This window comes from Flavobacterium fragile (genome assembly GCF_023634865.1).
Classification (GTDB): Bacteria; Bacteroidota; Bacteroidia; order Flavobacteriales; family Flavobacteriaceae; genus Flavobacterium; species Flavobacterium fragile.
In genome coordinates this window covers 195,849-221,718 of the sequence record NZ_JAMLJN010000005.1, presented here as the reverse complement: position 1 = coordinate 221,718, position 25,870 = coordinate 195,849, and the positions used below count along the sequence as shown (strand labels likewise).

25 protein-coding genes are annotated in these 25,870 nt (G+C 32.6%); 15 read left to right on the top strand and 10 right to left on the bottom strand.

The window, feature by feature from the left end:
• From NAT47_RS08120 to NAT47_RS08100, 5 genes are all read right to left on the bottom strand, one after another.
• Window positions 1-687 carry a hypothetical protein gene (locus NAT47_RS08120; protein WP_250581898.1) on the bottom strand — a complete coding sequence of 229 codons (687 nt, stop codon included), beginning with the start codon at window positions 685-687 and terminating at the stop codon, window positions 1-3.
• Window positions 688-1,195: 508 nt separating this feature from the next.
• On the bottom strand, window positions 1,196-2,638 hold the full coding sequence (locus NAT47_RS08115; RefSeq protein WP_250581897.1) for a TolC family protein: 1,443 nt from the start codon (window positions 2,636-2,638) through the stop codon (window positions 1,196-1,198).
• Window positions 2,622-5,741 (bottom strand): efflux RND transporter permease subunit, encoded by a 3,120-nt coding sequence (locus NAT47_RS08110; protein WP_250581896.1) that lies wholly within the window; start codon window positions 5,739-5,741, stop codon window positions 2,622-2,624. Before NAT47_RS08110 ends, NAT47_RS08115 begins: the two co-directional genes overlap by 17 nt.
• A gap of 2 nt (window positions 5,742-5,743) precedes the next feature.
• A complete protein-coding gene (locus NAT47_RS08105) occupies window positions 5,744-6,850 on the bottom strand; it encodes an efflux RND transporter periplasmic adaptor subunit (RefSeq protein ID WP_250581895.1) in 1,107 nt (368 codons plus the stop codon).
• Window positions 6,851-6,904: 54 nt separating this feature from the next.
• Window positions 6,905-7,204, bottom strand: coding sequence for a hypothetical protein (locus tag NAT47_RS08100; RefSeq protein WP_250581894.1), 300 nt, complete (start codon window positions 7,202-7,204; stop codon window positions 6,905-6,907).
• 298 nt (window positions 7,205-7,502) lie between these two features.
• Between NAT47_RS08100 and NAT47_RS08095 the strand changes: the two genes are divergently transcribed.
• The 3 genes from NAT47_RS08095 (at window position 7,503) to NAT47_RS08085 (ending at window position 10,522) form a co-directional block, all read left to right on the top strand.
• Window positions 7,503-8,738: a hypothetical protein gene (locus NAT47_RS08095; protein WP_250581893.1), complete on the top strand. Its 1,236-nt coding sequence runs from the start codon at window positions 7,503-7,505 to the stop codon at window positions 8,736-8,738.
• Window positions 8,739-8,828: 90 nt separating this feature from the next.
• Window positions 8,829-9,629 (top strand): endonuclease/exonuclease/phosphatase family protein, encoded by an 801-nt coding sequence (locus NAT47_RS08090; protein WP_250581892.1) that lies wholly within the window; start codon window positions 8,829-8,831, stop codon window positions 9,627-9,629.
• Window positions 9,630-9,700: 71 nt separating this feature from the next.
• The gene (locus NAT47_RS08085; RefSeq protein WP_250581891.1) at window positions 9,701-10,522 is read left to right on the top strand and encodes an arylamine N-acetyltransferase family protein; all 822 of its coding nucleotides are present in this window, start codon (window positions 9,701-9,703) and stop codon (window positions 10,520-10,522) included.
• Between the two features lie 87 nt (window positions 10,523-10,609).
• On the opposite strand, the gene ric is transcribed toward NAT47_RS08085, so the two are convergent.
• On the bottom strand, window positions 10,610-11,332 hold the full coding sequence (gene ric / locus NAT47_RS08080) for an iron-sulfur cluster repair di-iron protein (RefSeq protein WP_250581890.1): 723 nt from the start codon (window positions 11,330-11,332) through the stop codon (window positions 10,610-10,612).
• Between the two features lie 215 nt (window positions 11,333-11,547).
• Between ric and NAT47_RS08075 the strand changes: the two genes are divergently transcribed.
• From NAT47_RS08075 to NAT47_RS08035, 9 genes are all read left to right on the top strand, one after another.
• Entirely contained in the window at window positions 11,548-12,030 is a 483-nt protein-coding gene (locus tag NAT47_RS08075) for a c-type cytochrome (protein WP_194097407.1), read from the top strand.
• 61 nt (window positions 12,031-12,091) lie between these two features.
• A complete protein-coding gene (gene nosZ / locus NAT47_RS08070; RefSeq protein WP_250581889.1) occupies window positions 12,092-14,077 on the top strand; it encodes a Sec-dependent nitrous-oxide reductase in 1,986 nt (661 codons plus the stop codon).
• A gap of 162 nt (window positions 14,078-14,239) precedes the next feature.
• Entirely contained in the window at window positions 14,240-14,824 is a 585-nt protein-coding gene (locus tag NAT47_RS08065; RefSeq protein WP_250581888.1) for a hypothetical protein, read from the top strand.
• Entirely contained in the window at window positions 14,824-15,243 is a 420-nt protein-coding gene (locus NAT47_RS08060; protein WP_250581887.1) for a nitrous oxide reductase accessory protein NosL, read from the top strand. The genes NAT47_RS08065 and NAT47_RS08060 overlap by 1 nt, the downstream gene beginning before the upstream one ends.
• Before the next feature lie 6 nt (window positions 15,244-15,249).
• Window positions 15,250-16,479, top strand: coding sequence for a nitrous oxide reductase family maturation protein NosD (locus NAT47_RS08055; RefSeq protein ID WP_250581886.1), 1,230 nt, complete (start codon window positions 15,250-15,252; stop codon window positions 16,477-16,479).
• Window positions 16,476-17,198, top strand: a complete 723-nt coding sequence (locus NAT47_RS08050; protein ID WP_250581885.1) for an ABC transporter ATP-binding protein — start codon at window positions 16,476-16,478, stop codon at window positions 17,196-17,198. Before NAT47_RS08055 ends, NAT47_RS08050 begins: the two co-directional genes overlap by 4 nt.
• Window positions 17,182-17,949, top strand: a complete 768-nt coding sequence (locus NAT47_RS08045; protein ID WP_231834496.1) for an ABC transporter permease subunit — start codon at window positions 17,182-17,184, stop codon at window positions 17,947-17,949. The genes NAT47_RS08050 and NAT47_RS08045 overlap by 17 nt, the downstream gene beginning before the upstream one ends.
• Before the next feature lie 23 nt (window positions 17,950-17,972).
• Complete coding sequence (locus tag NAT47_RS08040; RefSeq protein WP_250581884.1) at window positions 17,973-18,344, top strand: group III truncated hemoglobin; 372 nt, start codon at window positions 17,973-17,975, stop codon at window positions 18,342-18,344.
• Window positions 18,344-18,787, top strand: a complete 444-nt coding sequence (locus NAT47_RS08035; protein ID WP_250581883.1) for a copper resistance protein CopD — start codon at window positions 18,344-18,346, stop codon at window positions 18,785-18,787. Before NAT47_RS08040 ends, NAT47_RS08035 begins: the two co-directional genes overlap by 1 nt.
• Before the next feature lie 68 nt (window positions 18,788-18,855).
• Here the strand turns inward: NAT47_RS08035 and NAT47_RS08030 are convergent, their stop codons facing one another.
• The 3 genes from NAT47_RS08030 to NAT47_RS08020 form a co-directional block, all read right to left on the bottom strand.
• A complete protein-coding gene (locus tag NAT47_RS08030) occupies window positions 18,856-19,410 on the bottom strand; it encodes a fasciclin domain-containing protein (protein ID WP_250581882.1) in 555 nt (184 codons plus the stop codon).
• 86 nt (window positions 19,411-19,496) lie between these two features.
• The gene (locus NAT47_RS08025) at window positions 19,497-20,666 is read right to left on the bottom strand and encodes a hypothetical protein (RefSeq protein WP_250581881.1); all 1,170 of its coding nucleotides are present in this window, start codon (window positions 20,664-20,666) and stop codon (window positions 19,497-19,499) included.
• A gap of 47 nt (window positions 20,667-20,713) precedes the next feature.
• Entirely contained in the window at window positions 20,714-21,301 is a 588-nt protein-coding gene (locus tag NAT47_RS08020; protein WP_250581880.1) for a Crp/Fnr family transcriptional regulator, read from the bottom strand.
• Between the two features lie 121 nt (window positions 21,302-21,422).
• On the opposite strand from NAT47_RS08020, the gene NAT47_RS08015 reads away from it, so the two are divergent.
• The 3 genes from NAT47_RS08015 to NAT47_RS08005 all read left to right on the top strand — a co-directional run bounded on the left by NAT47_RS08015 (window position 21,423) and on the right by NAT47_RS08005 (window position 24,806).
• The gene (locus NAT47_RS08015; protein ID WP_250581879.1) at window positions 21,423-21,797 is read left to right on the top strand and encodes a hypothetical protein; all 375 of its coding nucleotides are present in this window, start codon (window positions 21,423-21,425) and stop codon (window positions 21,795-21,797) included.
• A 116-nt stretch (window positions 21,798-21,913) separates the two neighbouring features.
• Window positions 21,914-22,759 (top strand): hypothetical protein, encoded by an 846-nt coding sequence (locus tag NAT47_RS08010; protein ID WP_250581878.1) that lies wholly within the window; start codon window positions 21,914-21,916, stop codon window positions 22,757-22,759.
• A 61-nt stretch (window positions 22,760-22,820) separates the two neighbouring features.
• The gene (locus tag NAT47_RS08005) at window positions 22,821-24,806 is read left to right on the top strand and encodes a TonB-dependent receptor plug domain-containing protein (protein ID WP_250581877.1); all 1,986 of its coding nucleotides are present in this window, start codon (window positions 22,821-22,823) and stop codon (window positions 24,804-24,806) included.
• A 27-nt stretch (window positions 24,807-24,833) separates the two neighbouring features.
• Here NAT47_RS08005 and NAT47_RS08000 read toward each other — a convergent pair whose 3' ends face one another.
• Window positions 24,834-25,271, bottom strand: a complete 438-nt coding sequence (locus NAT47_RS08000; protein ID WP_250581876.1) for an RrF2 family transcriptional regulator — start codon at window positions 25,269-25,271, stop codon at window positions 24,834-24,836.
• Between the last annotated feature and the right edge of the window lie 599 nt (window positions 25,272-25,870).

Here is a 25,870-nt window from a genome sequence, read left to right as displayed (position 1 = left end):
TTACATTAGTATTTCTCTTTCGGTGATGTTTCCATCTTCTGTGAAGTTGTCATGCTCAACATCAATTATAGTGCAACCCCAATTTTTCCATTGTTCTGCTGTGATTTGTTCTTTTTGTAATGCTCTAAAATGCATATTGCCATATTTACAAATAAAGAATTCTACTTGTTCGTCAGCATCAAAAAAGAAAATATATTCAGGAATATTAGGGTCGTAACGAACCAACCAAAATAGTATTTCTACAAAATCGGCTAAGCTATCACGATTTAATATGAAAGCTTCTTTATAACTCTTGTCTCCAACTATTGTTTCTAGTTTTGTATACACATTTTTAAGAGGTTGGAATTCATTTTTTCGGTTACCAAAAAAGTCAAGTTTTAGATGAGAAATTACAATGAATTCATGAGCATTTATAGCGTCAAATATGAGGATTAATTTTTCGGTTAGTTTTTGACTAAAGGTTTCAATATTAGTGTGATTGATATTGATGATGCTATCGAAACTTTTATAAACAATAGGATCTTTCTTTACACAATCGAAAATCTCCCAGTATTCAGATTCTTTGTTTTCTTCTTGGTATAGTTGTAGGACTTCCACATCATAAAAGGATTTCTGAAACTTTATAATTTCAGTGCCTATAATTTTTTTTGACGATGTTATTTGATCTCGGCTAATGAGTTGGTACATAAAATTTGGTAGTTTATGATAAAACCTTGCAATCTTTTAGTTTTACTAAAAGCTTTAAAGTTACTTAAAAGTTTAGTATTCTTTGTATTTCTTTCCAAAAATAAGGTGAAAAGCATTTTTCTAAATGTGTTACAGTAAATTTATTATAGTAATTAATTAGTAGTAGTTTACCTTAGCAACTACCAAGCAAAATGGTTTTATCAATGTTAATTTCATTAGAGCGTTAAATAATTTTACTTATTTGTGAAAGTAACAAATGTACTATTTAATTTTAATTTATATGTAGTTATTTTTTCAACATATTAATTTTCAATTAGTTGTAGGCTTTACGTTTCGGATTTTTGAGTTTACTTTTTAAATTTACATCTAACCAATATAAGAATTTTAATTTATTGAATAATTAATTGTGGTAATGTCGAAAGTTATTTAATATTACGATTGGTTGTATTTTGGAATAAAGAAAATAATTTGGATTAAAAACAAAAATAGGAGCTCTAAGCTCCTATTTTTATTCTATATTCCCCCCTAAAGCTTTGAATAACATAATGTTATTTCGGGTGTTTTCTTCTTTGAAACGTAAGAAATCTAAATCGGCTTGTATTTTATTTTTGCGTGCGTTGATTAATTCTAAGTAATTTGCATAACCTGTAGCATACAAATCGTTTGATACTTCTACTGCTTTATTTAAATGATTCACTTCTTCTAATTTCAATTTCATTACCCGTTCATAGATTTCAATTTCTTTGAGAACAGCTTGAATTTCATTAAAAGCAGTAGTTATCGTTTTTTGGTAATTTAAAAACGCAATTTCTTGTTCGCCATTAGCAATTGCAAACTCTTGTTTTAATTGTCCTTTATTGAAAACAGGGATCATTAATCCACCTAATAATTGAGATGCTAGAGAACCTGGTTTAAATAAAGTTTCAGAAGAAAAGGCATTATATCCCATGAAGCCCTCTATTTGGAGTCTAGGGTAGAAGGCCGCTTTTGCTGCTTTGGCATCCGCTCTTGAAGCTTCTAATTCGTAATAATACGCCATTACATCAGGTCGAGAATTGATGATTTCAGCAGCTGGAATATTGGCATTTAAGATATCGAAGTTACTATTTAATAGTTCTTTTCCTCGTATTATTTCACCTTCATAACTTCCAATAAGGGTACGAAGTGCTTTTTCAACCTCAATAATATCTACTTTTAAATGTTCCACTTCAGCTTCAATGTTTTTGTTTTGAGCTTTTAATTGTTGAACTGCTAACTCAGTAGCTTTACCTACGACACGTTGTGCGGCTATAATTTCATACGCACGAAGTTGCAAGCGGTAGTTTTCTTGATAAATAATTAAGTTGTTGTCTAATTTAACCAATTCGTAGTACAGCAGAGCTATGTTAGTAAACAGCTCCATTTTCAAAAGTTTCAATCCTTCTTGAGAAGCTAAGAAACGTTTTTGAGCGGCTAGCGATTGATTTTTTAGTCTTCCCCAAACATCGGCTTCCCAACTGCTTCTTGCACCTACCCAATAATTAGGAGTGAAACTTCGGTTGATTTTCTGCTCTTCGGTAATGTTTGCAGATAAATTGGTGTCGTAGTTTCCTACGCCTTCCATGGTGAAATCTCCGTAGCGCGTACCCGATGCAATAGCACCTAATTCTAATGAAGGCAAACGATTTCTTTTGGTTCGCTTAAGAATACTATTCGCCATTTCTATTCTTTGTTGTGCAATCAGATAATCCGGATTTGCCACTACTGCTTGGTCAAACAAAGCCAACAAATGCGGATCGGTAAAATAAGTACGTAGTTGTAACTTTTGAAACTCAGCTTTATTTTCTTTAGTTCCCAAATTGATTTCAGGAAGTGGTTTAGCTTGCTTTAAGTCTGCCACTTTTGGTGTGACACACGATACGGTTAGGAGAGCTAAAAGAGAGAAAATCGTATATTTAGTTATTGATTTCATTTGTTTTTTTATTTTCTAATTTGGCAAAAAAGATGTACAATCCGGGTATGATAACCAATCCAAAAACAGTTCCAATTAACATACCTCCAGCAGCTGCATATCCAATCGATTGGTTTCCAACAGCGCCCGCTCCAGAAGCCAAACACAACGGAATCAGTCCGGCAATAAAGGCAAAGGATGTCATTAAAATAGGACGTAATCGTTGTTTAGCACCTTCAATAGCAGCAGATACAATATCTAAACCTTCTTTGTTTCGGGCTATTGCAAATTCTACAATCAGAATGGCATTTTTGGCAAGCAATCCAATCAACATGACTAAGGCTACTTGGGCGTAAATGTTATTTGCTAATCCAACCAACACCAGCGTTATGTAAGAACCGAAAATCCCCGTTGGTAAACTCAATAATACCGGCATAGGTAATAAGAAGCTCTCGTATTGAGCCGCTAATAATAAGTAAACGAATAATAAACATACCAAGAAAATAATGGTCGTTTGATTTCCTGAAAGTATTTCTTCACGCGTCATTCCCGACCATTCGATATCGAATCCACGTGGCAGTGTTTCTTGTGCTACTCGTTCTACTGCTGCAATGGCATCACCGGAGCTGTATCCTTCTGCAGGTTCCCCGTTAATCATGGCTGACATATACATGTTGTAACGAGTAAGTACTTCTGGTCCATATACACGTTCAATTCTAATGAATGTTGAGAAAGGCACCATTTCACCGTTATCACTTTTGGCATATAAGTTTAAGATGCTTTCAGGTGTGTCGCGGTGTTCCGGACTTGCTTGTACCATAACTTTATACATTTGACTGAATCGTATGAAGTTGGTTGCATAGTAAGAACCTAACATAGTTTGAAGCGTTGACATCGCATTGTCTACTGAGATTCCTTTTTTAGCTGCTAAATCATAATCAACATGAATTAAATATTGAGGAAACGTAGCATCAAAACTTGTAAAGTTGTTTTGAAGTTCGGGAGCTTTATTCAATTTCGCGATGAACTCTTTAGTAATTTTATCCGTATTTTCGATTTTACCTCCTGAACGATCTAACAAACGCAATTCATATCCACTTGTATTACCAAATCCTGGAACTGTAGGTGGGGCAAACACTTCGATTTGAGCATCGGCAATTTCTTTCGTTTTTTCGGTTAGTTCGACAATCAAATCATCCACAGATTTGGTTCGTTCCGACCAATCACTCATGTTAATCATAGCCATACCATAAGACGAACCCGCAATTTCAGTCACGATGCTGTATCCCGCTAAGGTAGTAACGTTTTCAACGCCTTCAATTTTTTGTGCCATAGCGGTGATTTCATCCAAAACTTTTTCGGTACGTTCTACGGTTGCTCCTTGCGGCGTAGTAACACTCACATATACCATTCCTTGGTCTTCCATTGGGATGAATCCTGTTGGAAGTATTCTTGTGGTTAAGAATGTTAACACTATGAAGGCGAATAAAATTCCAAACGTTACCGTAGTTTTGGTTGCAAACTTGGATAGAATATTGGTATATCCGTTGGTTAGTTTTTCAAATCCGTTATTGAATTTATGGAAGAAATTGTCCAAGGCACTTTTCTTTTTGTTATGATTGTGAGGCTTTAAGATTATCGCACATAAAGCAGGTGTTAAAGTTAATGCGTTAATCCCCGAAATCACAATACTAATTGCTAAGGTTAGAGAGAACTGGCGGTAGAATACTCCAACAGGTCCGCTCAGGAATGCCACTGGAATGAACACGGCCGACATTACAATGGTAATAGCGACAACGGCTCCAGCAATTTCTTTTGTAGCTTCAATCGTAGCTTGTAAGGGTGGGGTGCCTTCTTCCATTTTTACGTGAACGGCTTCTACCACTACAATAGCATTGTCTACCACAATACCAATCGCTAAAACTAAAGCGAATAAGGTTAGTAAGTTAATCGAGAAGTCCATCATTTGCATAAAGGCAAACGTACCCACTAGAGCAACAGGAACCGCTAGTACCGGAATAATGGTAGAACGCCAATCTTGTAGGAATAAGAATACCACAAATCCTACTAAAAAAAACGCTTCAATTAATGTTGTTAATACCGCACTAATTGAGGCATCTAAGAAACGTGAAACATCATACGCTAAGCTATAATCCATACCTGGAGGGAATGAAGTACCTTTTAGTTCGGCCATTTTGGCTTTTACTTTTTCAATTACTTCCGAAGCATTGGATCCTGGGCGCTGTTTCATCATGATGGATGCCGATGGCTTTCCATTGGTTTTAGAAACCATTCCGTAGTTCATGGCACCAAATTCAACTTTTGCGATGTCTTTTAAGCGTAAAATAGTTCCTTTAGCATCGGATTTAATGGCTATATCTTCGTATTGTTTTGGGTCGAAAAATTTACCCGTGTATTTGATTACATATTGCAACTGACTCGTTGTTTTTCCAGAAGTTTCTCCCACTTTACCTGGAGCTGCCGATATATTCTGTTTTTGTAAGGCTTGGATGACTTCGTCTGCTGAAACATTGTACGATTGCATTCTTTGAGGATCTAACCAAACACGCATGGAGTATTCTTTTTGCCCCATGATTTCGGCACGACCCACACCATCAATACGTTTTAATTCTTGCAGAATGTTAATGTCTGTAAAGTTATAGATGAATTGTTCGTCCTGACTTTCTTCGGTACTTGTTATGTTCAAGTACATTAACATACTGTTTACCTCTTTTTCAGTGGTAACTCCAGCACGAATTACCTCTTCGGGAAGTTCGTCTAATATAGTAGTTACCCTATTTTGAACGTTAACGGCTGCTAAATCAGGGTCGGTTCCTACTTCAAAAAAAACTTGAATTAACGTTAATCCGTCGTTAGAAGTTACAGTAGACATGTAAGTCATCCCTGGAACTCCGTTGATGGCACGTTCTAAAGGTAACGCCACAGCGTTAGCAGATACTTCGGCATTAGCTCCAGTATATTTTGCAGTTACCGTTACAGATGGTGGTACAATATCAGGGAATTGTGTAATTGGCATTTGGAATACTGCCATTAATCCTAATAATACAAAAAATATAGAGATTACCAACGAAAGTACCTTTCGTTTTATAAACATTTCTACCATGATTATTTGCGTGTTTTAGAGGTTGCGTTTTCTTTAATTTTAACAACATCACCATCTCGTAACGATTGCGTTCCTTCTAAAACAATTACGTCGTCTTTTTTCAAACCTGAAGTAACGATGTAGGATTCGCGTAGAGTAGAGCCAATTTGAATGTTTTGCATTTTTACTTTTTGGTCTTTTCCAACCACAAAGACATAGGTTTTATCTTGAATAGAGAAAGTCGCTTTTTGAGGCACAATGATTGCGTTTTCCTCTCTTTCTGAAATGACTAATTTACCAGATGTTCCGTGCTTGATAAGGCGTTCTGGGTTTGGAAACATTACTTTGTAACGGATAGAACCGGTTGCCGGATCGATTTCTCCCTCCGCTGTTTTTAAAGTTCCACTATAATCATAATGCTCACGATTTGGCAATATCAATTCAATTTTTTGATGTTTGCCCATTTTATTGTGCGCAATTAATTCAAAATATAAATTTTCTGGAATGGAGAAATATGCATATACTTCATTTAATTGTGATAAAGTGGTTAATAAGGCTCCATTTTCGACTAAACTACCTTCTTTAAAAGGAATAACATCAATTACTCCATCAAATGGGGCTACAATATTTGTGAAAGATATTCTTTGTTCAACAGCTCTTAATTCGGCATCTACATACGCGCGTTTTGCTTTGGCAGAGGCTAGTTTTGCTTTAGCCATATCAAGTTCGTTACTCGCTACGAAGTCTTTAGCATATAAGGCTTGTAATTGATTTACTTCGATTTCGGCAATTCTAATATCGGCATCTGCTTGTCTTAAACTCGCAGTCACTTTGTTAAGTTCCATACGTAATTCGGCATCGTTGGTTTTGAACAAACGTTGTCCTTTTTTTACGAATTGACCTTCGTTTACGAAGATTTGTTCGATAATTCCGGCGGCTCTTGAACGGATTTCAATATTTTTTTTCGCTTGAATATCCGCTACAAAGCTATTTTGAATTAATGTATCTTTATAGTTTATGGTAATTACAGGTACGCTTTTTCCTTGGTTGCTTTTTTTGTTAGAGTTGTCGTTACAAGACACAGTAAGTCCTAGCACCATAAGTGCTACAACTAGGTAATTCTTTTTCATGTGATAAAAGTTAGTAAGTTTTTAAAAAAATATACGTTTGAGAAAAGTAATTTTTTAAAATAATTGCAGCAAATGCAGGTAAGATTTGATTTTACAAGTAAATGTAATAAAATATTGAAGTGATTGCTCATTGGCAATACGTATTGCAGGTGAAGGAATCGAAAGTTCTGTATCTTTATTTTTAACGATACCTTTGAAAAGAGAAAATTCTTTGGTTTCACCACGACCCACCAACGATACTTCCTCAAATTTGTCTAATACATTTTTATGACAATGATCAGACCAATCCAGGAGAATCGAAGTAGCAATTAAAAAAACAAATAGGTGAACAAATTTTGACCTTATCGTTCTCATCAGGGGTTAGCAATTTTATGGCAAAGCTACCTCGAAGGATTATGTTTCGCAACAATACTTAGAAAATTTTAACAGATGAATTTTAGTCTTAATGTAGTTCAATTTTCCAATAATTTGATAGACTGCTAGATTACAGAAATTACTATTCAAAATCTACTCTTTTGTATTCACAATTATTTCAAATCGTAATCCAGCTGTAAAATAAATTGATATCTTGCAGGAGTAAATTAATTTCATCAATTCTACTATTTCAGCGTATAAAAAAAAACGATGAAAGGAGATTTTAATACAATGTAATATGAAAAGATTTTTTTCGTTTTTTTTGTTTGTTATTTTGTTTGTTACTTCTCATGCTCAAGAAGTGGGAGTGCCATATAGGGTGGGAGATAAGTTTGGTATTTCCAATAGAGCAGGACAAATTTTTATTGCCCCTGAATTTGACCTAGTTGTTCCAAGACAAGAAGATAAAGTAACGTATTTCAATTGCCATAAATTTGTTGGAAATGAGGTTTTAACTAGTTTAGTCTATCAAAACAAAATCATTATAAAAGACAAAAAGCATCACTTTTTTTATAGAGAAGGCCGTTTTTTCTTAGGATGTGATTACCGTCCGAAAAGAAAATACAACAGAGTATTACAAGATGAAATCGATGAGTTTCAAACTTTGTATGATGCAAAAGGAAATCGTGTCTTTACAACCGATTATAAAAGTATTAGTATTTTAGATGCTTTAGATGAAAAAAACGAGTTGAATGAGGTATTAATGGTTACAACCGATATGGATAATCTTTACAGTATGTTTGTGTACAATTTGAAGCAAAAAAAAGTAACCCGAATTTTTTTCGATAAATCTTCTTATCTGGAATTGCGTTATAATGGCGAATACAGAACCAATGATAATTCCATTTTGGTTACTTATAAAGATATCAATAACCAAGGAATGCAAGCTGTTATTGACCTAGTAAACAATCAGATTAAAGCAATTGAAACCAAACCCTTTGCCATAAAAACTAAAAACGAGTATGCAGATTATGATACTGCCGTGGAAGTTATTGATAGTGATTTTAGAATAGTAGAGCAGCCTAAAACTTCACAAAAGCGAATTGATCAATGGCAATCGATTACTACAAAGCATAAATTTTATTGGGAATTATCAAAACCTGAACAAATTGTATTTAGAAGAGAATCTATCCGTCCTGAGAATGGCTACCTTGTTGAAGAAAATGGAAAGATGGGGTATTATAATACGGGGTATAAGAAACTCATGGTTCCTATTCAGTATGATGAAATTTACAAAGCTTCTTTTTCAGGAAGTAATGGAGGTTATGTCTTGAGAAATGGTTCAAAATATGGTTTGTACATTTATGACCATCCTGAAAATAAAATTATAGCACCCATTTTTGATAAAATCCCCATATTAGTGGACTATGACTATTTTAAATCAAAAGATCCTTTGATTAAAGTTTATGATGAAAATGGGACATTTTTCTGTTATGCTAATGGAGAAGGAATTTTGTATTACAAAGAAAAATAGAAATTTATGGAAAGTCGCTTTTTTAGTATAGAGGTCAATGAAGTGAATTTTTTAATTAGAAATTAGTTAATCTAAGTTTATACGTTTTACATGAAAAAGTTAGTTGTAGTATTCTTACTCCTTTGTATAGGATTGCAAGCGCAAGTAAAGTTACTTTCTTGGAATATCGAAAATTTAGGAAGTTCTAAATCTGAATCTGAAATCAATTTTATGGTAACTACTTTACAAGATTACGATGTGTTGGCTATTCAAGAAGTAGTAGCGGGAGATAAAGGGGCACAAGCTGTTGCCAAATTAGCCGATGCTTTGAATAGAACAGGTTCAAAATGGGATTATGTAATTAGTGATCCTACCAGTGGAACGAAATCGAGCAGAGAACGTTATGCTTTTTTGTGGAAAACGGCTCAAGTTACAAAAGTAGGTGAGGCTTGGTTAGAACAAAAATATCATGTAGAAATAGATCGAGAGCCTTACTATTGCACTTTTGATTATGAAGGAAAACCTTTTACTGTTGTAAATTTTCATGCCATTCCTAAAAGCAAACAACCTGAAACTGAAATCAAATATTTTAAATTATTACCACAACAATATTCCGATTTGAATTTGGTTTTTGTTGGCGATTTTAATTGTCCTCAATCACATACTGTATTTGCTCCTTTGCGTAAAATGGGATATTTACCTGCTTTTACCAAACAAAAAACGTCTTTAAAACGCGAATGTAAAAAAGGAATTTGTTTGGCTAATGAGTATGATAACATTTGGTACGATACATCTAAAATACGCCTCATTCGTTCTCATGTCATTCATTTTTATCGCTCATTTACTTCTTTAAAAGCAGCTAGAGCAATTTCAGATCATATTCCTATTGTTTTTGAATTTAGTTTAAACTAATTGTTTCATCTTATTAAGATTGATACTATCTCTTGTTTTTACATAATTTTACAAGTCTAATTCAGAATGTTATGTCGACTCTTGTTTCATTAAAAAGTTATTTTGAGAGAATAGGTTTTTGTGATGTTCCGCAAGTAAATTTAGAGACTTTACAACAACTTACTTTTCTTCATGTTACTACTATTCCGTTTGAGAATCTTAATCCTATTTTTAAAAAGTCGGTACCTATTGATATTACCTCAGTTTCAGATAAAATAATAGCTTCGGGCAGAGGCGGTTATTGTTTTGAACAAAACACATTATTTTACAAAGTGTTAAAACAAATTGGTTTTGAAGTAATTCCTTTATCAGCTAGAGTTGTGTGGAACAAGTCAGATGATGCTTTTCCTGCAAAAACACATTTGTTTTTAAAAGTGGTGCTTAACAACGAAGTTTATTTGATAGATGTAGGTTTTGGGGCACAATCGTTAACCCACCCCATTCCTTTTGTGTTACATGAGGTGCATCAAACTTCCCATGAAACTATTCGAATTATAAAAAAGGATTTACATTTTGTCATGCAAACATTATTGCAAAATGAGTGGAAATCCATGTACAAGTTTACTATTGAAAAACAATATTTTGTTGATTTTGAAGTAGCCAATTGGTATACCTCTACCCATCCTAATCATATTTTTACTAACATTTTAACGGTAGCTCGTGCAGATCAAAATTGTAGGTACTCTCTAGTAGACAATAAGTTTTCGACTTATTTTTTAGATGGTAAAGTAGTTTCTGAACAAGTAACTTCGGTAGCAGAATTAAAAAATATACTAATCCATGTTTTTAAAATCCAATTGCCCGAATGGGATAACTTGGATGAACAATTTGCTTTAATTGTGACCAAACCTTAAATAGAAAGGACAGCCCGTATCTAGCTGTCCTTTCCTTTTCAAGATAGAATGTAAAGGAGCCAAAATTCTATCTTAAAAACAAATTAATTAATAAAACCTTTCTTGAAAAACGATGGCTCTCGGAAATAATATGTTGTTTTCTAAATGAATATGTGCGTGTAAATCCGTTTCAAATTCTTCCAACATTTTGAAGGTTACTTTGTAAGTATTACAAGAATCTGCTGGAGGTGTATAATTTTGAGTTAAAGCTTTGATTTTTTCAAAACGTTCACCTTCGTTTTCGTGTTCTTCTTTCATCATTTCGATAGGGTTTGCAACAGAACCAAATCCAGGATTACCAGCGGCTGTATGATTGCGATTGGCTTCAACCATTTTTTTAATAAAAGGGAATAATATCAACTCTTCCTTCTTCATGTGTTGGGTTAAATCGTTTGCACTTTGATGAAATAAATTTTTAATTTCAAAAAGTTCAGGATGATTTTTGCCGTGAACTTGTTCTAATTTTGTTAAGAACATCAATAATTGCGGAATTTTTTCTTCTACATATCTATGATGTTTTTTTTCGATATAATCGATAAGTAAATCCATTCCCCATGATTTAAAATCGATATTTTGATTGCTGTTGTTAGCAGTCGCACGATCTAATTCTTCTAAAAGTACATATTTATCAATTCCTTTTCTATTGCATACTTCATCTATGGTTCGATTCCCTTTACAACAGAAGTCGATTCCTAATTGACTAAATACACCTGCTGTTCTAAAATCATCTGCAACGATTTCTCCAATTGTTTTATTTGTTTCTAAGACCATAACTAATATTGTTTAATGAAGGACAAATTTATCCTTTAAATAAAGATTTTATTATGATTGAAATCATAGCTTGATTTTTTAACATAAAAGCTTTCAAACGTTTTATAAAAAAAAGTTAATATTATGGATAAAAATATCTTTTTTATGATTGTAATCATACTTTTAACTAATTCAATTTCAGAAATTTGTCCTAATAATTTTAATAATTAAATATCATGAACAAATCAATTTTACTTGTTTTATCTCTTGCTTTAGCTGTAGCATGTGGTAAAAAAGAAGCATCTGCTGAAGATAATTATCAGCCTGGTGGAGGTGAAGCAACAACAGAAGCTGCCGCTGATCCGGCTTCGTATGATCCAAAACGTGGTGAAGGAAAATACGACACAGTTGAATTAGGTGCAACATTAGATCAAGCTATGGCTACAAAAGGGGAAGAAGTAGCAGGTGTAAAATGTGCATCATGTCACAAAACAACAGATGAAAAATTAGTAGGGCCAGGATGGAAAGGTGTAACTGAAAGAAGAACACCACAATGGATTATGAACTTCATTACTAATCCTGATCCAATGATTGACAAAGATCCTGAAGTACAAGCGCAATTGGAAATTTGTTTGGTTCGTATGCCTAATCAAGGTGTTTCTGATGACGAAGCTAGAGGAATTCTTGAGTATATGCGTAAAAATGACGGTGTGAAATAAACATAAAAGGGTATTGTGTTAAGTGAAAGTAATACGATACCTTAATTTAACTACATATATCATGAAAAATAAATTTGTACAAGCAATTTTAGTAATTGCATTAGGAAGTGCCTTGGTTTCTTCTTGTAAACCAAAAAATTCAGGGGATGCCGTGAGTGGTGATGCTGCTCAACGTGTTTATGTAGCTCCTGGTAAATACGATGAATTTTATAATTTCGTATCTGGTGGTTTTAGTGGTCAAATGAGTGTTTATGGACTTCCAAGCGGTAGAATGATGAAAGTTGTTCCTATCTTCTCGGTAGATCCTGAAAGTGGATGGGGTTTTAGTGAAGAAACAAAACCAATGTTAAACACATCAGAAGGTTTTATTCCTTGGGATGATCAACATCACTTAGAGTTATCTCAAACTAACGGTGAAGTTGATGGTAGATGGATATTTGCTAATGCAAACAACACACCACGTATCGCAAGAGTTGATTTAAAACGTTTTAAAACTTCAGAAATTATTGAGTTACCAAACTCTGCTGGTAACCACTCTTCACCTTTTATTACTGAAAATACAGAATATGTAGTTGCTGGAACTCGTTTTGGTGTACCTGGGGATTACGATAAAGGAGATGTGCCAATTAATACGTATAAAGAAAATTTTAAAGCTCACATCAGTTTTATTAAAGTAGATAAAGAATCTGGTAAAATGGATTTATCTTTCCAATTACGTTTACCAGGTGTGAATTTTGACCTTTCCCATGCTGGTAAAGGAAAATCTCATGGATGGTTTTTCTTCACTTGTTACAATTCTGAACAAGCAAATACCCTTTTAGAAGTAAATGCTTCTCAAAATGATAAAGATTTTATCATGGCTGTCAATTGGAAAAAAGCTGAAGAATATATCAAAGCTGGTAAAGGTAAAATTGAAAAAACAAAATATGCACATAACACATGGAATGACGAAACGCATACAGGAACTTCAGTAATTAAAGATGAAGTTTTAGTTTTAGACGCTATGGCAATGAAAGATATTTGTTATTTAATGCCATGTCCAAAATCACCTCATGGGTGTGATGTTGACCCAACAGGTGAATACATAGTGGGTTCTGGTAAATTAGCAGCATTAATTCCAGTATTTAGCTTTGATAAAATGGTAAAAGCTATTGGTAAAAAAGATTATGAAGGTGATTATGAGGGAATTCCAGTTTTAAAATACAACTCTGTTCTTCATGGAGAAGTTCAAAAACCAGGATTAGGACCTTTACATACTGAGTTTGATGGAAAAGGAAATGCCTATACCACATTCTTCGTATCTTCTGAAGTAGTGAAATGGGATATCAAAACATTAAAAGTTTTAGATAGAGTTCCTACTTATTATTCTGTTGGTCACTTAATGATTCCAGGTGGAGATAGTAAAAAACCATTTGGTAAATACTTGGTGGCGTATAACAAAATTACTAAAGACCGTTATTTGCCTACAGGTCCTGAGTTAACACAATCGGCTCAATTGTATGATATTAGCGGAGATAAAATGAAGCTATTATTAGATTTCCCAACTATTGGAGAACCACACTATGCACAAGCGGCTCCTGCTGATTTGATTCGAAATAACGGACAATTAAAAATTTACGATATTAAGAAAAATAATCACCCAAGAGTAGCTAAAGGTGAAAAAGAAACAAAAGTGGTAAGAGAAGGGAACAAAGTACATGTTTACATGACTATGGTACGTTCACATTTTTCACCAGATAATATTGAAGGAATCAAAGTCGGAGATGATGTTTATTTCCACATTACAAACCTTGAACAAGATTGGGATGTTCCTCATGGATTCTCAATTAGAAGAGCACAAACCGCTGAATTACTAATTATGCCAGGTGAAACAGCAACTTTAAATTGGAAACCATCAAAAGTTGGTATTGTTCCATTTTACTGTACAGATTTCTGTAGTGCATTACACCAAGAAATGTCAGGATACATTAGAGTTTCTCCTGCTGGAAGTAATGTGCCAATTAGTTATAGCTTAGGTACAAATTTACCAGCTTCTTCAACAAAATAAATTTTTTAGGGAGCAGTAATGCTCCCTAATTTTTCTTCCAATAAAACAAAAATCTTCACTTAAAAACTATAATTAAAAATCATTATTGTTTTTCTTTTTGTAAGAAAAACTTACGATAATTTATTTTAAACAATATATAATTTTAACATGAAAACAGAAATCATGAAAGAAAATAATTTAACAATACTTTCTAAAGTTTTGTTAGTACTAGTAGGATTATTATTTATTGGCTCTTTATTTGTACCCATGTGGAGAATTGAACTAGATGCTCCTCAATATCCGGAGGGATTAATGTTACAACTTCATGCAAATAAAATAGGGGGTGATGTTGATATTATAAATGGATTAAACCACTACATCGGTATGGCAACTTTGCATACGGAGAATTTTTTTGAATTTACGGTTCTTCCTTATGTTTTTGGAATTTTTGCATTTATTTCACTAATTTTAGTATTCATTAACAATAGAAAAGCTGTTTTTGGCTTTCTTATAACTTTTGTTCTTTTTGTAATTCTTGCAGGAGTTGATTTTTACAGATGGAATTACGAATATGGACATAATCTTGATCCAAATGCCGCTATAAAAGTGCCAGGCATGGCATATCAACCTCCATTAATTGGGTATAAGCAATTGTTAAATTTTGGTGCTTATTCAATACCAGATATTGGTGGTTGGATGCTTGTAGTTGCTGGGGGAATATTATTTGCAATAGTTTTAAAAGAATTCAAATTTAAAAAATTAACATAATGAAATGGTTATCTTATTTTTTAATTTTATTAGTATCGGTTTCTTGTGTAACAAAAGAAGCAGAACCAATTAAGTTAAATTCAGACGCATGTGAGTTTTGTAAAATGAAAATTTCAGATGGAAAATTTGGTGCTGAATTAATTACTAACAAAGGAAGAATTTATAAGTTTGATGATATGCATTGTATGATTAGTTACCACAAAGAAAATCTAACAACAAATATTCAATCTTTTTATATCCATGATTTTAGCCAAAATAATATTTTGATTCCTGCTGAAACTGCTTTCTATGTGAAAGGTGGGGAGATTAATAGCCCAATGCGCGGCAATATAATTGCTGTAAAAACTGAGGAAGAGGTAAAAAAAATAGCTTCAAAATATAAAGCAAATCCAACATCTTGGAGTGAAATAATTAAATAAAATCAAATGAAATATTTCTTAATTATTTTCCTTTTATTTTCACTTTCTCTAAAAGCTACCACTATTCACGTAGGTAAAAAACATGCGATTAAGTCTGTTAAAAGAGGAATTACTTTAGCTAAAGCGGGTGATACACTTATTGTACACGGCGGATGGTACAAAGAAGGAAATATAATAATTGATAAAAAAATTGTTTTTTTAGGTAAAGATTTGCCAGTTTTAGATGGTGAAAAAAAGCATGAAGTTTTATCAATACATGCTGATAGTGTTGTAGTTGATGGCTTTAAAGTAATTAGAAGCGCTTATGCAACTATTACAGATCCATGCGGTATCAAAGTTTACAATAAAAGTCATGTTTTAATTCAAAATAATGTTTTAGACGATAATTTTTTTGGAATATATCTACAAAATTCTCAAAACTGTATTATTAAAAATAATACGCTAAAGGCATACGGAAAAGAAGAGCAAAAATTAGGTAACGGAATTCATTGTTGGAAATCAAAAGATATTTTAATTATTGCTAATCGAATTGACGGTCATCGAGACGGTATTTATTTCGAATTTGTAACCAATTCCGTAATTTGGAGAAATATTGCTAATAACAACATACGTTACGGATTGCATTTTATGTTTTCTAATGATGATGCTTACATAACCAATGTTTTTAAAAATAATGGTGCTGGAGTAGCCGTTATGTTTACTAAAAACGTGAAAATGTTTAATAATTATTTTGAGGAAAATTGGGGCGATTCGGCTTACGGATTGTTACTAAAAGAAATCTCCGATAGTTACATTTTTAATAATCGTTTTGCTCGAAATACCTCGGGAATTTACATGGAAGGAACGTCTCGAATCAAAGTTGAAAAAAATAGTTTCGAATCGAACGGTTGGGGCATGAAAATCCAAGCGAGTTGTATGGAAAACGAAATCGTAAATAATAATTTCTTGAAAAACACATTCGATATCAGTACCAATGGAAGTTTGGTTTTAAACACGTTCAATGCCAATTATTGGGACAAATATGAAGGCTACGATTTAGACAAAGATGGAATGGGAGATGTTCCGTATCATCCACTGAGTTTGTTTGCCGTACTTACCGAAAATACGCCTTCTGCCATGTTGCTGTATCGGAGCTTCATGATAACACTGTTAGATAAATCTGAAAAAGTATTACCCAGTATAACACCTGATAATTTTGTAGATAATAAGCCTTTAATGAAGTCACTGCCACTATGATTGAGATAAAAGAATTGCAGAAAAAGTTTGGAAAATTTGAAGTTTTAAAGAACATCAATCTTTCTTGTAAAAAAGGAGAATGTATCGCTTTAATTGGTCCGAATGGTTGTGGAAAAACCACTTTGATAAAATCGGTTTTGGGAATGGTTTTACCCGATTCGGGTACGATTCATTTTAACGGAAATTCTGTTTTAGGTGAATATTTGTATCGTGAAAAAATTGGCTATATGCCACAAATTGGACGCTATCCCGATAATATGACAATTGGTCAAATTATCGAAATGATAAAAAAGATTCGAAATTCATCAGATGATTTGGATGAAGATTTGCTACACGCTTTCGAATTAGAAAAAATGTTCGATAAGCAAATGCGCACTTTATCTGGTGGAACAACTCAAAAAGTAAGTGCTGTTTTAGCCTTTCTTTTTAATCCAGATGTGCTGATTTTAGACGAACCCACCGCTGGTTTAGATCCGTTAGCGGCTGAGGTTTTAAAAGAAAAAATCATCAAAGAGAAAGAAAAAGGAAAATTGATTTTGATTACGTCGCATTTACTAAGTGAATTGGACGATTTAATTACCGAAATCATTTTTATGCAAGAAGGAAAAGTACATTTTCATCAAAAAGTAGAAGAATTAAAAACGACTACTGGCGAAGAGAAAATCTCAAAAGCGATTGCCAAAATTTTAAAGAACAAACAAAATGAACCGAATCATTAAAATCATATTATCTGACATTATCCGAAACAAAATCGTTTTGGCTTACACGCTGATTTTGTCTATTTTATCATGGAGTTCTTTTGCATTAGAAGACAATTCGTCAAAAGGATTGCTAACCATTTTGAATGTGATTTTATTCACAGTTCCGTTGGTTTCCATTTTATTCGCTACAATTTATTTGTACAACAGCGCCGAATTTATTGAACTTTTACTAAGTCAACCCATCAAAAGAAGAAAGATTTGGTTGAGTTTGTTTTTCGGATTATCAACGGCAATGGTTTTTGCGTTTTTTATAGGTGCTGGAATTCCGTTGTTAGTCAATTCTCCTGATAGTATTGGTTTTATGATGTTGCTCAATGGTTGTTTGATTTCAGTCATCTTTGTCGCTTTGGCTTTTTTGAGTTCGATTTTAACCCGAGATAAAGCAAAAGGAATTGGTTTAGCGATAATGATTTGGTTGTATTTCGCACTATTATTCGACGGAATGGTTTTGTTTTTACTGTTCCAATTAGCTGAATATCCAATCGAAAATATGATGGTTGGCATCACCGCTTTTAGTCCAATAGACTTAGCTCGAATTCAAATTCTTTTGCATTTAGATGTTTCTGCCATGATGGGATATACAGGAGCAATTTTTAAAGATTTCTTTGGGACTTCGGTTGGATTAATAGTTTCATTTGTGCTATTGAGTTTGTGGGCAATTATTCCGTTTTTCATTTCTATGCGAAAATTCAATAAAAAAGACTTGTAATTGTTATTTAATCAAATTACAAAATGAAAACAGATATTAGAAATAGAAAGGATATTGAACTTTTAGTCGATACCTTTTATGATAAAATCAAAACTGATGCAGTTATCGGTTTTCTGTTTACCGAAATTGCCAAGGTAAATTGGGAAACTCATTTGCCTAGAATGTACGATTTTTGGGAAAACATCTTGTTCTATACCGGAAATTACAACGGAAGTCCGATGCAAGTACACAAAGATTTACATAGTAAATGTCCTATGAATCCTGAACATTTTCAACATTGGGTAATCGTATTCACTACAACAGTTGATGAATTATTCGAAGGCGAAAAAGCTACCGAAATCAAAGAAAGAGCTCTCAATATTGCCAATGTTATTATGTATAAAACGTTAGCGTAATGTATCATCATTTTTTATTAATCATTCATTTATTGGCGGCAACCGTTTGGATAGGAGGACATCTTATTTTAGCGACTCGCTATTTACCTGAAGCCATCAAAACTAAAGATTTAGAGAAACTTAAAACATTTAAAGATAAGTTTGAACCTATCGGAATGCCTTCTTTAATTACGCTTGTGATTACAGGAATTTTAATGGCGTATGATTATGATGTTACTTTTACCAAATGGTTTTCCTTCTCAAATGGAATCGAAAAAGTAATTTCTATCAAACTTATTTTGTTTATTACTTCTTTAACATTAGCCATTTCAGCCCAACTTTTTATTTTTCCAAAACTTACACCTAAACGATATCATTACGTTTCGATTCTTATCATAGTTGTAACTTTGATTGCTATTTCAATGCTGGTTTTAGGTTCCTTAATTCGATTAGGAGGTATTTAAAATAAAAAGCGTAAACTGTTGAAGTCTACGCTTTTTACCTTTATAAAAGATGAATTAATAATTGTTTCTTATTTTGGAAGTAAAACATCGCCAATTACATGGATAATTCCGTTTGATGTTTCAATGGAAGCCACAATTTCAGAACCGTTTACGAATGTTTTTCCGTCTTTTTTAGTGATTTTCACTTTTCCACCAAATACCATATCAAACTCTTGTCCATCTTGCATGTATTCTGCTTTCAACGAACCTACATACGTATGATAGCCTAAAATGTTTTCTAAATCGCCTTTTTTCTCAGGTTTTAATAACCCTTCTACGGTTCCTGCAGGTAATTTATCAAAAGCAGCATTGGTTGGTGCAAATACAGTAAATGGTCCAGCATTACTCAATGAAGTTACTAATCCTGCAGCTTTTACAGCCGTAACCAGAGTCGTGTGATCTTTACTTCCAGCAGCGGTTTGTACAATGTTAGGAGCAGAATTTTCATCTATTACATTCTCTTGTCCTCCAGCAGGCACTTCCGTAGATTCTGATGTTGGTTCTGAAGCTGTTTCTTCGCCTTGCTTACATCCCACCGTTATTAATAAACTAGCGATAAGTAACGTCTTAAAATAATTTTTCATAATAGTACAATTTGTATAAGTTAATAATACAAAGTACCTGATAATCTGATGATTATTTTATGCGTAGAATCATAAAAAATACTTTTTTATCCTTTTTTTGCAAAAAAAGTGACCCATAAAATACTCGCAAAGAGTAATATTGCAACTCCGAATAAAGCCTCATTAATGTTAGGAATTAAAGTATAACTAAAAGATGCAATACCTTGAAGTCCTAAAACAATTTCATTCAATACAACACCAATGCTAAATAAGACTAGTCCTAAAATGGTTTTCTTATTCACCACAATGAAATCATTTACATAAATGTAAAACAGTAGAAAAAGCGAAATAATCGCCAATAAAATCAAGTGTAAATATGCTATGATAATTGGTCTAAAACCAAAAGCTAATTTACTAATTGCAGGAACCGTTGAGCCCAATTGCAACAGAAACTTCACACTCAAAGCAAAACTTATAAATATAATTATATATTTCAAATAATTTGGAAGAGCTAAAAAGATGGATTTGTTTTCTTTAAAAATAGTTTTAAACAATAAATACCAAATTACAACTTGAACAATCGCCGAAATAACTGTTAAAATATAAATTATAAGAGGCAAATCTAACCAAAGCGTAGATAAAAAATAACCTACAATACAGGACCAAAATAACCAAATAAACGATTGTGAATAAATGCGATTATCGTTTGAAGTTACTTTTAAATAATCTAATAGTAATCCCATACATGCAAAGAAAAACCAACCATTATATTGAAAATGCAAATAGTAATAAATGGAAGCCAAATATTCATTCTGGTGAATGTTTTTAGTGGCCATCATGTAAGCCAAAGCAAAAGTTCCTAAAGACGAAATTACATTAAAAAACAAAGCCGCTTTGAACCATTTTATCGCAACAGGATTTGTTTCAAGTTGTTTGCAATCTTTAAAGAATACATAAGCAAACCAATAAGAAACAAAAATAGAAAGAGTTGAAAAAGTAATTGAAATTGCGCCATAGCCTTGCAAAATAAAGGAAATCAGCATTACATAAGAGCAAATTAAATTCCCAATTAAAATAATATTATATTTTTTAAATGTTATTTTGTGAAGCGTGTCGTGTTTTTGTAAAAAGGCAATTATTAACGTCATTAAAGTGTGTGTAACCCAACCCGCAAAAGCAAAATGAGAGTGCGAGTGTTGTACACTTTTTTGATCGAGAAGCGGAAATTCAAACAGAATTTTATAACGCATTAAAAGTCCTAATAATGCAACAAGCATCAGATTAAAAATTGAAAATCGAATCCAAAAAATTGTTTTAAACGACATCAGTAATATAATTTGTGGTTGATTATTTCCACTTTATTCGTCTTGCTCATTTTTGAAAGCTCTCGAATCACAGTTTCTACACGTAAACCTGTAAAGTTGGCAATTTCTTGTCTTGTAAATGCTACCAATTCTTTTTTAGGACAATCGGGGTTTTTGTGGGCATTTAAAAAGGCTAAAATTCGAAACTCTGGTTTTTGATTTACAATGTCTTTTGTAGTTTTGGCTTTGGTGTGAATTCGAGTTGCCATTAAATTCAAGAATTGCTTCTGAATAAAAGGATATTCCTCTAAAATCTTTAAAAACTTCTCCTTCGAAATTTTTATTATTTTGGAATCTTTAAAGGCTACTGCAGTGGAAGGATACACTTCATCAATAAACAAAGGTGGTTCACCAAAACTCTGACCATTTTTAAAATAGCCTTGAGTAAACTCTTTTCCTTCGTCATTGGAATTGTACATTCTTACGCAACCATCGATGATTTGATAATAAAAATTTGCCGATTCCTCTTCATGGAAAATAATTTCATTTTTCTTGTACTCTTTGGCAATAGCACCCCAAGTAAATAATAAATCTAAATCTATCTGCATAAAGTAGTTGTGTTGAAGGCTTTAATTCTTTTAGATAAAGCACAAATTAATTTCAATAAAAGTAAAAAAAATATGACTGAAATCATACTAGACCTTAATTTATTTCTTGTAAATTTGTCCCATGAAACAATTACTAGTCATATTAACTGCATTGATGTTTCTAAAGCCAATACTTCCGGTTTTAGAGTATGCCGTGAATTATGAGTATATTGTAACTAACCTTTGTGAGAATAAATCCAAACCGGAATTAAAATGTAACGGAAAGTGTCACTTGGCAAAACAATTGGCAAAAGCTTCCGAAAGTAATTCTGAAAATTCTTCTGATAAGAAAATATCTTTCGAACAAACTGAAATAGTATTTTTTCAGGAAATTCAACCGATAGAAATTAGACAAATTTATTTTTTAAATAAAACTTCTATTGGTAACAATTATTCTAATCTTTACTTTCACTTGAATGATTGTGCCTTCTTTCATCCACCCACATTTATTTCTTAATTAAATATTGGTTTTTGTTAGTTCATTTTCTGAATTAACCCACTCAACTTATATCCAAATTTGTCTGAAATCAAGTATTTCAGATTTAATTACAATCACTTTAATTAAAAAATATAATGAAAACTTCAATAAAATATATTGTAGCCATTTTTGCTATGGCCTTAACTTTCGTGTCTTGTTCAAACGATGATGAAACTGCTGTAAATGAATTAGACGGAATTACTAAATTTAAAGAAATCACTAATGACACACATACTATTGAATTGTATTCTAAAATGGGAAGTTTAGAACAAGGATACAATGAAATTAGCCTACGAATCAAAGAAAACGGAACCAACAATTATATTAAAAATGCAGAAGTGAGTTGGTCTCCACTTATGCACATGACTTCAATGACACATGCGTGCCCATATTCAGCAGTAGAAAAAGTAACTGAAAATGGAACTTTGTATAAAGGATATATTATGTTCCAAATGGCGCAGAATACTACAGAATATTGGGATTTAAAAATCGATTATACTATTAATGGTGTGGATTACACAGCAACAGATGTAATCGATGTGCCCGCTTCTACTAAACGTAAAGTAAACACCTTTATGGGTTCGGATGGTACAAAATACTTGGTAGCTTTAATAGAACCTACTACTCCAAAAGTAGCCATTAACGATATGAAAGTTGGTGTTTGGAAAATGCAAAACATGATGACGTTCCCAGTTGTTGATGGTTACACCGTAAAAATTGACCCAAGAATGCCAAGTATGGGAAATCATTCATCTCCAAACAACGTACATGCTACTCAAGCTGTTGCTAACGGATTATACAATGGGAAATTATCGTTAACCATGACAGGTTATTGGAAAATCAACCTACAACTAGCCAACGCTGAAGGAACTGTGTTAAAAGGAGAAGAAATTTCTGAAACCGTTACTTCTAGTAGTATTTTCTTCGAAATCGAATTTTAATTTTTACTTATAAAAAAGGTCGTTATGACACTATAATGACCTTTTTTAAAATCTTTATATCATGAAAAAATTAATAGTATTTTTTCTGTCACTTTCGTTTTGTTTTACTTTTAGTCAAGAAGCGGATTCTCTTAAAACCAAAGAACTTAAAGAAGTTTTGGTAGTAGGAACAAAAGCAGCCTTGCACGAAAAACAAACCAAAACACTCGCTACTTTAGATGAATTTTTACAAAAATCAACCAAAGTAGATTTAATCAAAAGAGGTGCTTATGCTTGGGAACCCATTATCAACGGAATGGCAACCGAGCGAACTGTAGTTACCATCGACGGAATGCGAATCTTTGGCGCTTGTACCGATAAAATGGACCCAGTAACATCCTATGTTGAAGTATCGAATTTATCAGAAGCTACCATTTCTTCAGGCCAACAAGGCAGTTGTCACGGAAATACAATTGGTGGTTCGATTGATTTAAAAAGAAGCCAACGTCAATTTACCAATGCGGGTTGGGAATTCTTTGTCAACTCAGGTTATGAAACGAATAATCGTCAGAAAATCATAGGTTCTGCCATCAATTATGCGGATAGTTTATTTTATGTAGATACCGATGTAATGTTTCGCGATGCCGAAAATTACAAAGCAGGAAATAATAAAGAAATTCAGTTTTCACAGTTCAGAAAATTGAATTTATCTGCAACTTCGGGTTACCGATTGGCACCTAATAAAAACATTGAAGCTTCAGTAATTTTTGATAAAGCAACCGATGTCGGTTATCCTGCGTTACCAATGGATGTTTCTCTAGCGGAAGCTTTGATTACTTCGGTAAAATTCAATTACAAACCTAATTTGGAGCCAATCGATAATTGGGAAACCAAACTCTATTTCAATACGATTACGCACACTATGGATGATACCAAACGCCCTGAAGTTCCTATTCATATGGACATGCCAGGTTGGAGTGATACCTATGGTTTTTATTCCAAAGTAAATGCAAAATACAAAAAACATCAATTTTTAGCCAATTTGAATTCGTTTTACAATCGTTCCGTTGCCGAAATGACGATGTATCCATCTGATCCAAACGAAAATTTAATGTTTATGTACACTTGGCCTGATGTTCGTACCTTGTACACTGGAATTTATTTGGAAGATAATTACGAAATCAATTGCCATTCTAATCTGAAATTCAATACGAATTTAGGATTTCATAATAACAATGTTGCGAGTGATTTCGGCTTACAAAGTTTACAGATTTTCTATCCAGAAATGCAAGCCTCAAAATCTCGATTCTTGAAAAGTTTTTCCACTAATTATTTCTACAACAAGAATGGAATTTCGTATGGATTCGGAATGGGTTATGGCGAACGCGCTCCATCAGTTTCTGAAGGGTATGGCTTTTATTTGTACAACAGTTTTGATGGATTTGATTACATTGGAAACCCCAATTTAAAAAACGAGAAATCATTAGAAGGAAATGCTAATATTGGATTCAAAAATGCGAAATGGCAAACGAAATTATCAGCATCGTACTTTCATATTTACGATTATATCATCGGAATTCCTGATGCTTCGGTAGCGCCTATGACCATTGGTGCTAATGGAATTAAAGTTTATACCGCTTTAGATTACGCTACTATTTTATCTTCCGATTTTACGGTAAGTTATCAATTATCTGATTTCTGGATTTGGAAAGGACAATTCGTTTATAACTTAGGAAAAGACAATAAGAATAACGGATTGCCTTTTATGAGTCCGTTTAATTACATGACTTCTTTAGGTTTTAGACTTGGAAAATTTAGTTCGGAATTACAACTAAGAGGAAATGCCAAACAAACTGAATACAATACTTTTTATGGAGAAGACAAAACGCCTGATTATGCAATTGTAAATGCCAATTTGGGTTATAAATTCACTTTTGAAAAATCAAAAATGATCCTAAATACAGGTGTTGAAAACATATTCGATGCCAATTATACTACTTACACCGATTGGAAAAATCTTCCAAGAATGGGACGAAATGTCTTTGTAAATTTGATGTTTCAGTTTTAAAAATACTACAAATTAGAAGAATTAGTTTTATAGCGTTTTCAAGAAAGTTTCTCCTGATTTAATTCCCAAAGCTAATTCTTCTAGATTCGTTGTTTTTAGCATGTATGCTAATTGATTTCGTATACTTTTGAATTTATCATGCACAGGACAAGGATGTTTTTCTGAACAATGAGATAATCCCAAACCACAACCCTGAAACACCGAATCACCATCTATAGCATCAACGATTTGAACTAAAAAAGTTTTTTTAATTTTTCTTTTGGGAATATAAAATCCCCCGTTTACGCCTTTAACCGATTCTATTATCCCTGCTTTTACTAAAATCTGTAGAATTTTTGCTGTAAATGCTGTAGGAGAATCAATTTCTTTTGCAATATCAACAAAACTTACTTTATTTTCCTGTAAGGATTGTTGGGCTATAAAAATGGTGGCTTTGATGGCGTAATTACAAGATTTGGAAAACATTTTAAACTATTTAAGAGAGCAAATTTATAATCTAATTACAGTTATTTGTATGATTTTTATCATCTGATATTTTATATACGTAGAAATATTATGTAATTAAATTTTTTAAAGCTTTAGGGAAGTCTCTCTGGTGTTGAATTCATTAATTAAATTCAAAAGTGAGGTTTGTTTCATCGTTTTATTAAATTTTAAAGAATTAGTTTATATTGATAAAATTAACACTATTTATTTCAAATAATTTTAAATTTTTTGTATAAATATATTACATTAATTTCTTTCATTTTTATAAAATTTACCTACGCAAAAACTATGATATTCCATAAATTTCTTATCGATTTTAAAAAAAAATAATTTTTAAAATTTAAACATGCTTTTTCTCAAAATTTCAGGATTCAGTCAATAATCATATTTCATTATGTAAACCATAAGATTCAAGTCATTAATCTCAATAATCTATTGATGCAAAAGGCGTAAAAGTATGAACGGCTTTTTGTTTATAAATCTTTTCTAAATTAGCTTTGCTATTTGTGCTCATGTTTTTAATGTTAAAAACCTTCTTTAGGTCTGTGATAGACTAAAACCCATATGGAATATCATTT

What these genes read in the sequence shown, in the direction of transcription:
- NAT47_RS08035 (WP_250581883.1), top strand. Translation starts at nt 18,344, where the DNA reads ATGTATCATCATTTTTTATTAATCATTCATTTATTGGCGGCAACCGTT.
- NAT47_RS08065 (WP_250581888.1), top strand. Translation starts at nt 14,240, where the DNA reads ATGAAAGAAAATAATTTAACAATACTTTCTAAAGTTTTGTTAGTACTA.
- NAT47_RS08120 (WP_250581898.1), bottom strand. Translation starts at nt 687, where the DNA reads ATGTACCAACTCATTAGCCGAGATCAAATAACATCGTCAAAAAAAATT.
- NAT47_RS08055 (WP_250581886.1), top strand. Translation starts at nt 15,250, where the DNA reads ATGAAATATTTCTTAATTATTTTCCTTTTATTTTCACTTTCTCTAAAA.
- NAT47_RS08115 (WP_250581897.1), bottom strand. Translation starts at nt 2,638, where the DNA reads ATGAAATCAATAACTAAATATACGATTTTCTCTCTTTTAGCTCTCCTA.
- NAT47_RS08100 (WP_250581894.1), bottom strand. Translation starts at nt 7,204, where the DNA reads ATGAGAACGATAAGGTCAAAATTTGTTCACCTATTTGTTTTTTTAATT.
- ric (WP_250581890.1), bottom strand. Translation starts at nt 11,332, where the DNA reads ATGGTCTTAGAAACAAATAAAACAATTGGAGAAATCGTTGCAGATGAT.
- nosZ (WP_250581889.1), top strand. Translation starts at nt 12,092, where the DNA reads ATGAAAAATAAATTTGTACAAGCAATTTTAGTAATTGCATTAGGAAGT.
- NAT47_RS08075 (WP_194097407.1), top strand. Translation starts at nt 11,548, where the DNA reads ATGAACAAATCAATTTTACTTGTTTTATCTCTTGCTTTAGCTGTAGCA.
- NAT47_RS08020 (WP_250581880.1), bottom strand. Translation starts at nt 21,301, where the DNA reads ATGCAGATAGATTTAGATTTATTATTTACTTGGGGTGCTATTGCCAAA.
- NAT47_RS08000 (WP_250581876.1), bottom strand. Translation starts at nt 25,271, where the DNA reads ATGTTTTCCAAATCTTGTAATTACGCCATCAAAGCCACCATTTTTATA.
- NAT47_RS08015 (WP_250581879.1), top strand. Translation starts at nt 21,423, where the DNA reads ATGAAACAATTACTAGTCATATTAACTGCATTGATGTTTCTAAAGCCA.
- NAT47_RS08050 (WP_250581885.1), top strand. Translation starts at nt 16,476, where the DNA reads ATGATTGAGATAAAAGAATTGCAGAAAAAGTTTGGAAAATTTGAAGTT.
- NAT47_RS08005 (WP_250581877.1), top strand. Translation starts at nt 22,821, where the DNA reads ATGAAAAAATTAATAGTATTTTTTCTGTCACTTTCGTTTTGTTTTACT.
- NAT47_RS08010 (WP_250581878.1), top strand. Translation starts at nt 21,914, where the DNA reads ATGAAAACTTCAATAAAATATATTGTAGCCATTTTTGCTATGGCCTTA.
- NAT47_RS08090 (WP_250581892.1), top strand. Translation starts at nt 8,829, where the DNA reads ATGAAAAAGTTAGTTGTAGTATTCTTACTCCTTTGTATAGGATTGCAA.
- NAT47_RS08105 (WP_250581895.1), bottom strand. Translation starts at nt 6,850, where the DNA reads ATGAAAAAGAATTACCTAGTTGTAGCACTTATGGTGCTAGGACTTACT.
- NAT47_RS08045 (WP_231834496.1), top strand. Translation starts at nt 17,182, where the DNA reads ATGAACCGAATCATTAAAATCATATTATCTGACATTATCCGAAACAAA.
- NAT47_RS08060 (WP_250581887.1), top strand. Translation starts at nt 14,824, where the DNA reads ATGAAATGGTTATCTTATTTTTTAATTTTATTAGTATCGGTTTCTTGT.
- NAT47_RS08085 (WP_250581891.1), top strand. Translation starts at nt 9,701, where the DNA reads ATGTCGACTCTTGTTTCATTAAAAAGTTATTTTGAGAGAATAGGTTTT.
- NAT47_RS08030 (WP_250581882.1), bottom strand. Translation starts at nt 19,410, where the DNA reads ATGAAAAATTATTTTAAGACGTTACTTATCGCTAGTTTATTAATAACG.
- NAT47_RS08095 (WP_250581893.1), top strand. Translation starts at nt 7,503, where the DNA reads ATGAAAAGATTTTTTTCGTTTTTTTTGTTTGTTATTTTGTTTGTTACT.
- NAT47_RS08025 (WP_250581881.1), bottom strand. Translation starts at nt 20,666, where the DNA reads ATGCTTGTTGCATTATTAGGACTTTTAATGCGTTATAAAATTCTGTTT.
- NAT47_RS08110 (WP_250581896.1), bottom strand. Translation starts at nt 5,741, where the DNA reads ATGGTAGAAATGTTTATAAAACGAAAGGTACTTTCGTTGGTAATCTCT.
- NAT47_RS08040 (WP_250581884.1), top strand. Translation starts at nt 17,973, where the DNA reads ATGAAAACAGATATTAGAAATAGAAAGGATATTGAACTTTTAGTCGAT.